Genomic DNA, 12,923 nt, shown 5'->3' on the forward strand with positions numbered 1-12,923 from the left:
ATGTTTAAAAATTAAAACCCTAATTGGATACCTGCCAGGAATGTTCTTGGCTGCGGCACCTGTCCCTGGTCAATACCGCGGGCAAACAGGTAGTCACCGGCTACTTCCGGATCGTACCCGGTGTAGTTAGTAATGGTTAGTAAGTTTTGCGCCGCTGCATAAATGCGGAGCGATTTAACGGTGCCTTTGGTGACACTGTTTAACATGGCCTGGGGGACATTGTAACCAATGGTAATGTTCCTCAAACGCAGGTAGCTGCCATCTTCCAGCCACCAGTCGGAAGGACGGAGATTACCGTTTCCCGTGGCGTTCTGACCAATTCTTGGTAAAGCTGCTACATCACCGGGCTGGCGCCATCTGTCAAGAATATCGGTAGACGCATTATGACCGGTAGCCATAATGTTGGTATTTAATTTTAAACCATTGAGCAATTTCAATCCGCTGATACCTGACAGCACCAGGTTCCCGTCAAAGTTTTTATACGTTACACCGGCGTTGATACCGTAAATATATTTTGGAATAGCGTTGCCTAATATTTCCTGGTCTTTTGCGGTTACTATACCATCGCCGTTAATGTCTTTATAAATAAAATCTCCCGGTAACAATCCATCCTGGTATTTAGCATTGGGGTTGCCGGTTTTCTTGGCGGCTTCCTGGTCGAGGGCAGCCACTTCTGCTGCATCGCGCGCCACATGATCTAAACGGTAGCCATAAAAGGATCCGATAGCATAGCCGGCGGCGGTATAGGTAGTAGCAGGAACAGGTGTGAAGGCGCCTGCCTGGATAGGTGCGGAAAACTGATCACCTAACGACAGCACTTTGTTGTTGTTAACGGATCCGTTTACGCTCACGTTGAAGCTGAGGTTATTGCTGATCTTATCTCTGAAGCCGATGGTGAGTTCAAATCCTTTATTGCGTGCATCTGCGGCATTTACGGTTTTCTTCGGCTGTGTGCCCGTAGGACTTACACCTATACTGGCCGGCAGCAAGGTGGTTACCAGCAGGCCGGTACTTTTGCGGTCGTACCAATCAGCTTCTACGGTGAGGCGGTTATTTAAGAAGGCGAGGTCAATACCTATATCTGTTTGATTGGTTTGTTCCCATTTTAAATCGGGGTTGCTTAAAGTAGTGAGGGTGGTGCCGGACACAAATGTTTCCGTACTGCCGAATGAATATACCAATGCACCTCCCGGTGTTCCCTGGTAAGTTTTTGCGGTATTCAGGAAGTTGGGAATATTGTTGTTGCCGGTTTGTCCCCAGCTTACGCTCAGCTTTCCGTCTGACAAAACGGGCAGGGAATTTTTGATAAACCCTTCCTCTGAAAAGCGCCATGATAAGCCTGCTGCGGCAAAATTACCATAGCGGTTGTTAGGGCCGAAGTTGGATGCGCCATCTCTGCGATAACTGGTGGTCAGTATATATTTATCATCAAAGGTATAGTTCAGCCTGCCATAGTACGAGATCACAGAAGGACGGGCATAATTAGAATAGGCACTGGTAACAGACTGGGAAGAAGCCACCGTAACATTGGTGATATTATCATTTGGCTGGCCGGTACCCCGGATGGCTGACTGATTGGTTTGCCCGGGATCAATATAGCTTTGGCCGGCTATTAAAAAGAGCTGGTGTTTGCCGAGTATTTTTTCATAGGATAAATAGTTTTCCAGCATATAATACGAGTTCTCCGTAAAGGTGAGCATCGATTGGCGGGCCTGGTTCAGAAAGTTGGAGGATTGGTACTGTTGCTGGTAGCTGTTGCTCCGTGTGGAGTTTACTTCTGCTGCAAACTGTGAACGGAATTTCAGTCCGTCGATAATACGCACCTCACCCGACAGCTGTGGAAAAAAAGCCAGTGATTTACTTGTCTGACTTTTCATGGCAATGTCCTGCAGCGGGTTGCTGGCGCTACTGTAATCGTCGATGTTGGAGAGGATAGAATAGCCACCCTGTATAGATGGATCCAGTATGGGTTTATAAGGGGCATACTGAATAGCATTGATGATGTTGGCATAGTAGCCATCGCCTGCATACTGTCTGAATATAAGGTTTTGTGTAAACCGGAAGCGGCCCAATGTTTCTTCCAGCCCAACGCGTGCCTGGAATCTTTTGTTGGTAGCATTTGTTAAGATGGCTTGTTGGTTGATATAGGTGGCGGACACGGAGTAGTTTACTTTTTCGCCGCCTCCGCTGATGTTCAGGTCATTTTCAGATACAAGGGCGTTGCGGAAAATAGCATCCTGCCAGTTGGTGCTGTCCTGCAATACCGCCGGGGTGCTGAATTTTGCCGGCAGTACTGCATTCTTGGTGGCGGCCAGGTCTTTCAGCGCATCCACGTACTGCGCTGCGTTGAGCAGATCCAGTTGCTTCCATGCTTTGGCGATGCCCCATTGTGAAGTAAAGCTTACGCGGGGCGGGCCGGTCTTTCCTTTTTTGGTGGTGATGATCACCACGCCGTTGGCGGCTGCCGAACCATAGATAGCGGTAGAAGAAGCATCTTTCAGAACAGTGATGCTTTCTATATCCTGGGGGTTGAGTGTATTAAAAAGATTTTTGGTACCCTGGATACCGTCGATTACATACAGTGGGTTGATGTCTGTAAAACTGCCGGTACCGCGGATAATGATCTGTGCATCGGCGCCTGCGCTGCCGCTGCTCTGCAGTATCTGCACGCCGGCAGCTTTACCGATCAGCAGCTGTGAAGGGTTGGTTGCATTTACTGCACCCGCTTCTTTTACGGTTACCACGTTGAAGGCGCCGACCACATCTTTTTTGCGTGCGGTACCATAACCGATCACCACGATATCGTTCAGGGCTGCTACTGTTCTGACGAGTCGCACCGAAAATGTGAGTGTGGCGCCTGGTTTAAGGTGAACGTTGCTGAGTTGTTGTGTTTCAAAGCCCACGAAGGAAACGCTGAGTGAATATTTACCCTCCGGAGGCAGCCCGGAGAAACGGAATACGCCGTTGCTGTCGGTCACTACGCCGGCAGAATATTTTGTTTTTTCATTCAGCGCCACTACGGTAGCATTAGGGAGGAGTTCGCCCTGGTCGGTGCGTACGGTGCCGGTTACCTGCATACGGCCCTGGGCCAGTGCGGACATGGAAACGCCTGATATCAGCATGCATAGCAGCAGGAGCAGGCGCCATTTTGGTCGATAGAACATCTTCATAACTGGGACGTGTTTTTTTAGTCCGGGGCATGACGGGCCCCGGGCGCTTTTGCGCCTTTTGTGGAATAGAACTGTAGTTGTTGAATTATTTCTTCTTAATAATAAATCCGCTATCGTTCCGGATCAGCTTCAGATTATTGGGCAATGTTAAGTCGGTTAGGATTTTCGCCAGTGAGTCTGTCTTTTCAAATTTGCCATCAAAATAAATCTCCGTCACGTCTGATGGATAATAATAGATGGCTATGCCATAGTAGTTGCTCAACTGATCGAGTACCTGTGCCATTGGTTGATTGTTAAACTTATACCAGTCGGGCTTTACATGACCATCGCTATTGTTTCCTGCTTTTACTAATATATCCGTGCCCGTAGTATTGAAGTTTGCTACGATGGCTTTACCCGTTTTGCGGTAATAGCGGAGTTCCTTTCCTGGTGTCAGCACCACATCGCTGATGACTTTCTTTTTATCGGTGGCGCCCTGTACCAATACTTTGCCTGAGTTTAATCGTACGGTGATCATATCTTCCCCGGGAATGGCTTTCACATGAAAAAAGGTACCCAGGGCGGTGGTTGATAATTCGCTGCTGTACACAACGAAGGGATGTAATTTATCGGCTGTTACGGTAAAATCTGCTTCTCCTGCCAGGTATATGTTCCTGTTTTCCCTGAACTGTTTATTATACATCATGCTGGCTGCCGGCTGCAGTTGTACTACGGAACCATCCGGTAATACAATGGCCATGGCTTTGCTGCCGGTGTTTTCTTTCCGTTCCTGTTGTTCGGGTGGAATCGTCAACCCGGCTACAGTAGCAGGAGTGGCCGTTGGTTTATGATCGCGGTTCATCAATAGCAGTGTTCCTCCTATCAGCACGCCGATTGTTACTGCTGCAATAGCCAGCCGGTTCATCCATTTGCGGCGACTGTTGCCCGAAACCGTTTGGCGATGAATATTTTTCAGCCACTGCTGAGAAACCGTTTCCGGGAAATTGCTATCCTCCTGCAATTGCAGGAATTCTTCTTCCGGCAAATATTTCTCCAGCATCTCCGGATGTTCCTGCAGGTAGTTGGCTACCTCGCGGGCTTCTTCCGGTGTACATTGATAGTTAAAGAACCGTGTCAGTAATTCATCGTTTATCATGTTATATGCGGCTGATAGATAAGTAATACGTTTGTGAACGACCAACTACGTAGTCAGAAGGAAAAAATATTTTTAAAACCGGAAAATCCAGGCCAGGAGCCATAAGAACAGGCCGAGGTAATGCTTTATCTGCTTGATGGCCTGGAAAATATGCGTTTCCACGGTTCTGGATGACAAGGAAAGTTCGTGTGCGATCTGTTGGTGGCTCATGCCTTTAAAGCGGCTCATTTCAAATACTTTGCGGCGCATGGGTGGCATTTCTTCCAATGCATCGGCGAGTTTATGCTGTAGCTCTTTTTCGGCCAGCTTGCCCCAGAAGTCGTCCGTTGGCAGCGTGTATCGTTCTATTACGTGGATCACCTTTTCTTTATACACGGTTTCCTTGCGGAGGTAATCGATCAGGGTGGTACGGGCAATGCGGAACAGCTGCCGCTCTACATCGAGGTCGTCTGCCAGGGATTCCCGGTAGTTCCAGCATTTGATGAAGGTAAGCTGCGCCACCTCCTCTGCGATGAAAGACGATTTTGTTTTCTGGAGAATAAAATAGTAGATCCTTTTGTGCCAGGAATAGTATACTTCATTAAATACCAAAAGGTTACCTTGTTTCAAAGCAGCTATAGTATTCACAAACGTGGCGTTTTACCACGGCAATTTAAATAAATAAAAACTATATCCTGCATACATCTGACGGGAAGCAGGCGAACAGGGGTTATACTGCAATTTTGCCTGAGGTCATTTGCTTCCGGTATTCGGAAGGTGTAACATGCTGGATCTGTTTGAAGCATTTGTTGAAGTAGGTGAGGTTGTTGAAGCCGCATTTGTAAGCGATATCGGCCGTAGAGCAGTGGCTGTTTTCCAACAGGCGGCAGGCGCGGCTGATACGCAGCTCGTTCAGGAATTGTATGAAAGAGCGTTTGGTATGGAGCTTAAAATACCGGCAGAAAGCGGTAGGGGCCATTCGGGCTACCGTTGAAATTTCCTCCAGTGTGATTTCCCGATGGAAATTAGCCAGCATGTATTGGTGTACTTCATTAAAGCGGACATTATCCTTTTTCGTATACGCGTTGCGGTACCCTTCTGACGCCAGGTGCTGATAGTCGGAAGTGGTGGCCAGCAGTTCCATTACCTCAAGGAACGCCGCCATCTTTTTCAGCTCAGGGAATGTATCGATACCGGTCAATAGTGAACGGATCGTCATTTTTGTGGCACCTGTGATCTCCAGACCTCTGGCGGCATTGAGCAACAGGCTATTGATCAGCGATATGGTTTGTGTATCGTTGAGCATACCCAGCAGGAAAGCCGGGGCAAAGTAAATTACTATTGCCTTGACACCGTCAGTTTTTTTTTGGTAGTAGGTACCATCGTGCTGCCATACGTGGGGCAGTCCAGGTCCCATAACTACCAGGTCGCCGTGTTCAAACGCTCCGGTGTGGTCACCTACCACGCGTTTTCCATGTCCCTGTTCTATTAAAACCAATTCACAGGCATCATGAAAATGAAAAGTAGTATCAAGAAAAAACTGGGTCACTGTTTTTATCCGGATACCATTGGCATACTGTAAACCAGTATTGACAAGTCGGGCTCTCATTTACCTGGGGATTTCCGCTCTGAAAATGAAATAATTAATGACAGATTGCTTAGGAAAGCAAAGATAAAGGAACAGTAATAATGCCATTCTCCGTTTCTGCTAAATTTGTTGTATAAAATGGTAATATTCATCAAGTCAAATCCGAGTAAGGTAATATCGTTGAAAAATTTGTAAAGATTGTTATGTTATCATGTCTACGTATGATTTATCTTGTTGTTATTGTTAGCCTGTGATAATACACAGCATGAGCGGATTGCCAGTGACCCAGTCTTGTACCCTTTATTTTCTCCGGTGAAACATTTACATCACCAGGTAACCCAAAGGCGTATCCCCAATAGCGGGCAAAATATCAGTCGGATCGATGGGCCAGCCGGGCTGGCAGTATTGTATGGAGTCCTTAACAGACGATGACTTTCTATAATTACCCATTATCTAACAATAAAACAGAGCAGATGAGCACAAAACCCTTAACAAATTTCACGAGCGTATGCATGCTGGTTATTACCAGTGTATTTTTTTATGCCTGTTCCAATAAGGATGGGCAGACATTGCAGCCATTGAAGAAAGATGGCATTGCGGCAGTCACAACGGCTGTTGGGGGTACCGTCACCTTATTTTCGGGGTTGTCATTCTATAGCCAATGGGGTGGCAATGATGCTGACATGGGTAGTGTGCCGGCCGGACTGACCAGGTTAGGGAGAACATCTTATGTCCGCAAATTTTCCAGGGATGAGCGGGCAACCGTGGGTGCTACCCTTAGCTTCAATTTTTCACTGAAGAAGGGATGCGACCCTTACGACCGCATTGGCGCATTGTCCCTGCTCCTGGTGCCTGCCGGCAAGAGCTATAACGACTCTACTGGCCGGATGATAGAAGTATTACGTATCATGACGCCCTTTATGGACCCCAACACACTTGAGCCGGTGCCTTACAATGTAAATGCAGATCAACTGGCGCCGTTATTTGCGGATACCACCAAAGATATCTACCTGGTAGCCAGCATTGGTGGTTACAGTCTTTTTAGCGCCGGTGAAGCGTATAACCCGTTACGCCCAGAGCAGAATTCAGCTGCCACGGGATGTAAAACAGCCGGTCAGTTGCTGATCACCTTTAATGCAACGGTGACCATGGTATCCACAGCAGGAACCGCTGCAGCAGCGCCTGCACTGTATACTTTGATTTCCAATCCGCTGCCTAACGGTGGGGAGCTGTCGCTGGCACAGTACCCGGCTTCAGGCACGCAAACGGCAACGTTTACGCTGCCGGCTGATGCGGCATCGGCGGTATTGTATGTGCAGGCATCCGGCCACGGCAATGAAGAGTTTAAAGCTACTACGCATACCATTACCCTGGATGGCAAAACGAGTTATACCTTGAATCCATACATGAATTGTACTGGTTTCAAGATCTATAATACCTCTTACAATGGCATCTATTATAGTTATAATCCCATTTATAATAAGCGTAACTGGTGCCCTGGCGGCGCTACCCCGGTATATATATTTAACCTGGGTGCACTGAAGGCAGGTAGCCATAGTGTTAATTTCAAAGTGTCCGGTACGAATGGAACGATGGATTTGTCGGCCTACGTACTTACAAAATAATATCAATTTAACAACGTACAGTGAAAGCTAATTTGCCTTACACTGACATCAATATCGGTTTTTCTAAAATAGGGGACTAATTCCTTTTTCCCCGACGTTTATGGTTGTTTGTCCTTTTGTAACAGAGATGTTTTTCAAAAGTTAGCATCTATTATCCTATCAATTGCTTTATTGCATATGATCAACGTAAGAGGCGGCAGTTCACTGCTGCCTCATGCTTTGTTATACCAAGCTAACCGGGTGCCCCATCGATATGCCAGCCTCCGGAGAATATAACATCATAAAAAGGCAAATTTCTCTTTGTTTATTGTTATCCGTTAGGAGAGCTTTACGATCCTTTTATGCTACGTTGGAATACAGGATTAATTTGGACGAAATCGCCTTTGCTACCAGTCTTTCGTGCAGCATTGAAAAATCTTACACCGGCAACTACCATCTTAAAAATCAGATAAAATGAAAAGAACATTAAAACTATTATTGTTGCTACTTATTATTGGAATAGCCGCGCAGGCTCAAAAAGGTTATGCTCCATCAAAGGAGAATTTACAGAACCGCGCAATATTCCAGGATAATAAGTTTGGCATTTTTATTCACTGGGGTATATACAGCATGTTGGCAGACGGCGAGTGGGCTATGTTGCAGAAGAATATCAAGTATGATGAATACAGTAAACTAGCAGGAGGCTTTTGCCCCTCTAAATTTAATGCGGAGGAATGGGTGGCTGCTATAAAAGCGGCAGGTGCAAGATATATTTGTATTACTTCGCGCCATCATGATGGCTTCTCTATGTTCGGTACAAAAGCTTCCGGCTATAATATTGTTACAGGCTCGCCATTTAAAAGAGATGTTTTAAAAGAATTGGCGGATGCTTGTCATAAACAAGGTATCAAACTGCATTTTTATTATTCGCTTCTCGATTGGGGAAGGTCTGACTACAATCCGAAAGGAAGCCTGGCATCAACAGCCACAGGAAAAGATTACAATACCTATCACCAGTTTATGCTCAGCCAGTTGAAAGAATTGTTGACTAACTACGGCGAAATCGGGGCCATTTGGTTTGATGGGGCCTGGGATAAAGGAAAATCGTTCGACTGGAAATTTGATGAGATCTATTCCCTGATCCACTCATTGCAACCAGGGTGCTTAATCATTAATAACCACCATTGGGATGCGCTCGAAGGCGAGGATGCACAGGCATTCGAACGCGATTTACCCGGACAGAATACCGCGGGTTTTTCCGCCGGGGCCAGCATTGCGCAACTTCCGTTAGAGACTTGCGAAACCATGAACGACTCATGGGGGTATAAAATCACAGACAAGAATTATAAATCTGATAAAGCATTGGTGCAGTACCTGGTAAAAGCGGCCGGTAATAACGCCAACTTGTTGATGAATATCGGTCCCCGCCCCGATGGAACCTTACCGGATACGGCGCTAACACGACTAAAAGGAATGGGGAGCTGGTTGAGCCAATATGGAGAAACTATTTATGGTACCAGGGGAGGAGCTGTAGGCCAGCATGCCTGGGGTGTAACTACTGCAAAAGATAACAGGATGTTTGTGCATATTCTAAACCTGCAGGATAAAACGCTATTTATTCCGCTTCATGATAAAAAAATAAAATCGGCCCGGGTATATATCAATAAGGCGCCGGTAAAATTTGTACAGCATAAAGAAGGCGTATTGCTATTGCTGGATAAGGCGCCGGATGATATGGATTATGTAATAGAGCTTGGATTATAGCTATAAACAGAAAAGCCGGGTAAATCTTACGATTATCCGGCTTTAACTTTAAAAAATTTTCCTTGCGGACTGAATGGAATTTTCGCCCGCCCACTTATATATAACCGCTACACACTGTAAGTTTTTGCTATAATCCCTTTAGGGAAAGTCTTTACATCCGCCAACTTCATGTAAAGCGGTATTTCAAGACCAGTGAAGATCGGCAACCCCGAACCCAATGCAACAGGGTGGATGGCCAGGTGAAACTCATCGACGAGACCTGTTGCAATGAGGCTTTGCATAAATCCTGCCCCGCCAATCGCTAAGATCGGTTTCCCTGCCCCGGCTTTAAGTTCCCTGATCCCTTCGGCAAGATCGCCATCAAAAACCCGCGCCTCAGCCCAGGATGCCGCTGCAGACGACTGTTCCGAAGTGTTTGTATGCACAGGATTGATTCCTTTTTTTGTAAATACGGCCTTGGGAATCTCGTTCATCGGCGTGGCAAAAGGTCCGGTCGCCGTTGGCCAGTAAGGGGCCAGCGTTTCAAACGTTTTCCTGCCCATGATAATTAATCCGGCCTCCCGGATTTTCCCTACACTCCAGGCCATTGACTCATCGTCCCCCGTTTTGAAAACCCAATCTTTTCCGCCATCGGCGCTGCTTACGAAACCATCGACCGAAATCGACATCTTCATTATTAATTTTCGCATAGCTAAATGATTTTGTATCACAAATGTACCGAGCGCTTTCTGATGTCACGGTGGGGGAAGACGACAATACCAGGGGGAGATTGCGACATTGTGAATAAAAGAGCGCCTCTTTTTATTTTCGAAACGCCCTCTAGTTTTATACGCATATTTGCTTTGAAGTCGGCGGTAAGTCTCCGCGTAGGTGGCTCCGGGAGAATACAAAAGCAAGCTGGCGGAATAGGCCCAGGCTGATCAAAAAGGTATTCCACAGTTTAGGTGGGTTAATATAGTATTGAAAATTTGCAAACGAAGTACTTTTATTTAAAACAAAGTTTGGATATGTTTATTGACTATAATTTCTTACTGCTATAGTGTTTTTAATATTCCCGTTTTGAAATTAAAATCAACATCTATGACTAACGATAACATCAACAAAGGTGCACTGTTTACCGGTAGTTGTTTTGCTTTAATTACCACCGCTTTTACCTTCTCTATCCGGGCGGGTATTTTACCTCAGCTAGGTATTCAGTTTAAACTTTCAGGAGAACAACTGGGGTTTATTAACCTCATGTTCTTTTTAGGTTTTCCCTTTTCTATGATCATTGGTGGTTTGGTATACCATTCTTTTGGTCCGAAAAGAATTATGCAGGTGGCATTTGTTACCCATACTATTGGGATTTTGATGACCATCTTTTCAGGCGGATACGCCAGCCTCCTTATCTCTACGCTTTTTATCGGTTTTGGTAACGGATGTACAGAAGCGGCCTGTAACCCATTGATAGCAGATACTTATGCCGGCCGCGATATGAATAAGATGTTGAACAGGTTTCACATGTGGTTTCCTGGTGGGATTGTGATCGGATCGCTGATTTCCAAATTTATGACGGATCATCAATTTGGATGGCAGGCACAGATGTGGGTGACGATGGTGCCTACTATTTTGTATGCGGTGTTGTTTTACGGGAAAACTTTTTTGGTTAGAAAAGAAGAGATCAAAGCCTCCCTTTCGCAGCATTTTTTGGCCATGGTTAGCCCGCTATATTTATTCCTGTTTATCTGCATGGCCTTTACTGCTATTACCGAGTTTGGTCCCAATCAATGGGTAAGTGTTATTATGAGTAACAGCGGCGCCAGTCCTATGTTGATCCTTGCCCTTACCACGGGATTGATGGCATTAGGCAGATTTTTTGCCGGTCCGGTAGTCAGGGTATTAGGCCAGACGGGCGTACTGTTAACATCCGCTATTCTAGCCACCATTGGTATTTATATGTTTAGCACAGTAACAGGACCACTCGCCTACGTGGCTACTGTTATATTTGCCCTTGGCGTATGTTATTTCTGGCCGGTGATGGTTGGTACGGTAGCGCAGCGGGTGCCCGGAAGCGGTGCTTTGGGAATGTCCATTATTGGCGGAATCGGGATGTTCTCTACGGCCATCTTTCAGCCATTTATTGGAAGCTGGATCGATGCAGCAAGAGCGGAAAAAGCCGCAGCTGGCCTTACTGGCGGAGAGCTGGAGCTGGCTGCAGGTCAGGCTACGCTGGTAAATATGATCACATTCCCGGCGATATTGATCGTTCTGTTTACCTTTTTGTTCTTCTGGCAAAGAAAAACGCGGGTAGCGCCTGAAGCGGCAGCACATTAATCACTGTGGAATGTCAGTGAGGACAGATGCCTCTCCATATTTGGGAAAACGGGAAGGTGACAAAATATAAATTTTACTCACCCATTCGCAAAACCATTAGGGTGAAGATAAATGGTGCGTTAAAAAGTATGGAGGTATAGGATTTGAGGCCCTTGGTGACGAGTAGGGTAAGCTGAAGTATACCGTCTGTAAACGGTTAATCACAACCTGCTTTCCATTGAACTGTGCCTGGTAGCTGAACGTAGGGTTTATACCCGCCAACATAGCGCGTTTATGCGGCAGGGTAGTTTCATCAAAAGAAAGATTTGCGCTGTATAGTCATCGTTAAACGATTGGCTGTTGATCCTTATTTCAAAACCAGGTGTAATAGCGCCTGCTTTATAATAGGCGACAAACCGACCCACGCTAAGTGAACGATGCTTGTTAAGCGAGCATAGACTAAAAAATAGACTAAAAAGAAAAACCCGCGACTAGCGCGGGTTCCTTCGAGATTTTGCGGACCGGACGGGACTCGAACCCGCGACCTCCGCCGTGACAGGGCGGCATTCTAACCAACTGAACTACCGATCCTTCCTGCTGACAAGCTTTTCAGCCTGTCCCATTCGGGGTTGCAAATGTAGCAACATTATTTTCAATCATCCAAATAATTTTTTGAAATTATTTTCCCCACGCCGCCACATCCGGACATCCGCCAGCCGCTGCTGCAAAGGATGCAGTATGGGTATATCTGGCCTTAAATATCTTTTTGTAAGGAGAAGAATATTTACTGTAGGAAAAGTATTTGTGTGTCTCTTCATCGCAAACCGCCAGCATCACTGTTGCCTGTGCGGCAATTTCTTTATTGTTGCCTGCATAGGCAACCGCCTGGTGATACAGGCGCACGGCATCCGCACAACGATAGTAGGATTGTTCATAAATTTTATCATTGGGAGAAAAGGTATACCAGGCCCAATGATACCAGTCATCCCATCCGCTGTTGCGCTCCCCCGAGCCTTTTCCATAGCTGAACATGATCCATGCACGTCCCGGCCGCGAAATATTAAACAACGCATTACCTGTCAGCAACGATAAACGGGCTTTTTCCACAGGTTGTTTAGCCGCGTCCAGCGAGTCCTGTAGCGCAACAATATCCCGGAGAATCAGTTTTTTACTGGCATAGGGATATTTTTTGCAGGTTGATTTATCAATACCTGCTAACCCGGTGGTAGTACCTATATAGTCAGCAGGAAGATATTCACCATAGGCATAACTTTTTTCCCAGAAATGATCCGATACCTTGTCAAAGGTGGTCAGTGCTGCTTTGTACTGTTTCTTCCGCAGCTGCAGGGTGCCTTTCATATCCAGGTAGAAATCATCTGGTGACCAGGTAT

Annotated in this window: 10 protein-coding genes and 1 tRNA gene; 3 read left to right on the top strand and 8 right to left on the bottom strand. The window is 46.2% G+C overall.

Annotation, left to right across the window (positions count from 1 at the left end; genetic code table 11):
* Window positions 1–11: 11 nt before the first annotated feature.
* From KE626_RS10595 to KE626_RS34850, 5 genes are all read right to left on the bottom strand, one after another.
* Window positions 12–3,170, bottom strand: a complete 3,159-nt coding sequence (locus KE626_RS10595; RefSeq protein ID WP_211972872.1) for a SusC/RagA family TonB-linked outer membrane protein — start codon at window positions 3,168–3,170, stop codon at window positions 12–14.
* Between the two features lie 85 nt (window positions 3,171–3,255).
* Window positions 3,256–4,305, bottom strand: a complete 1,050-nt coding sequence (locus KE626_RS10600) for a FecR family protein (RefSeq protein WP_211972873.1) — start codon at window positions 4,303–4,305, stop codon at window positions 3,256–3,258.
* Between the two features lie 72 nt (window positions 4,306–4,377).
* The gene (locus KE626_RS10605) at window positions 4,378–4,932 is read right to left on the bottom strand and encodes a sigma-70 family RNA polymerase sigma factor (protein ID WP_211972874.1); all 555 of its coding nucleotides are present in this window, start codon (window positions 4,930–4,932) and stop codon (window positions 4,378–4,380) included.
* An 82-nt stretch (window positions 4,933–5,014) separates the two neighbouring features.
* The gene (locus KE626_RS10610) at window positions 5,015–5,893 is read right to left on the bottom strand and encodes a helix-turn-helix domain-containing protein (RefSeq protein ID WP_211972875.1); all 879 of its coding nucleotides are present in this window, start codon (window positions 5,891–5,893) and stop codon (window positions 5,015–5,017) included.
* 300 nt (window positions 5,894–6,193) lie between these two features.
* Window positions 6,194–6,322 (bottom strand): hypothetical protein, encoded by a 129-nt coding sequence (locus tag KE626_RS34850; protein ID WP_283093143.1) that lies wholly within the window; start codon window positions 6,320–6,322, stop codon window positions 6,194–6,196.
* Between the two features lie 23 nt (window positions 6,323–6,345).
* Between KE626_RS34850 and KE626_RS10615 the strand changes: the two genes are divergently transcribed.
* Both KE626_RS10615 and KE626_RS10620 read left to right on the top strand, forming a co-directional pair.
* Complete coding sequence (locus KE626_RS10615; protein ID WP_211972876.1) at window positions 6,346–7,497, top strand: peptide-N-glycosidase F-related protein; 1,152 nt, start codon at window positions 6,346–6,348, stop codon at window positions 7,495–7,497.
* 453 nt (window positions 7,498–7,950) lie between these two features.
* Window positions 7,951–9,240, top strand: a complete 1,290-nt coding sequence (locus KE626_RS10620) for an alpha-L-fucosidase (RefSeq protein WP_211972877.1) — start codon at window positions 7,951–7,953, stop codon at window positions 9,238–9,240.
* A gap of 107 nt (window positions 9,241–9,347) precedes the next feature.
* On the opposite strand, the gene KE626_RS10625 is transcribed toward KE626_RS10620, so the two are convergent.
* Window positions 9,348–9,929, bottom strand: a complete 582-nt coding sequence (locus tag KE626_RS10625) for a dihydrofolate reductase family protein (protein WP_211972878.1) — start codon at window positions 9,927–9,929, stop codon at window positions 9,348–9,350.
* A 391-nt stretch (window positions 9,930–10,320) separates the two neighbouring features.
* Between KE626_RS10625 and KE626_RS10630 the strand changes: the two genes are divergently transcribed.
* Window positions 10,321–11,553 carry an MFS transporter gene (locus KE626_RS10630; protein ID WP_211972879.1) on the top strand — a complete coding sequence of 411 codons (1,233 nt, stop codon included), beginning with the start codon at window positions 10,321–10,323 and terminating at the stop codon, window positions 11,551–11,553.
* A gap of 496 nt (window positions 11,554–12,049) precedes the next feature.
* On the opposite strand, the gene KE626_RS10635 is transcribed toward KE626_RS10630, so the two are convergent.
* Together KE626_RS10635 and KE626_RS10640 are read right to left on the bottom strand one after the other, a co-directional pair.
* Window positions 12,050–12,123 (bottom strand) — tRNA-Asp (locus tag KE626_RS10635).
* Between the two features lie 87 nt (window positions 12,124–12,210).
* Entirely contained in the window at window positions 12,211–12,891 is a 681-nt protein-coding gene (locus KE626_RS10640) for a hypothetical protein (protein WP_211972880.1), read from the bottom strand.
* Window positions 12,892–12,923 lie beyond the last annotated feature (32 nt).

Origin of the sequence: Chitinophaga hostae (assembly GCF_018224885.1) — a bacterium.
GTDB lineage: Bacteria > Bacteroidota > Bacteroidia > Chitinophagales > Chitinophagaceae > Chitinophaga > Chitinophaga hostae.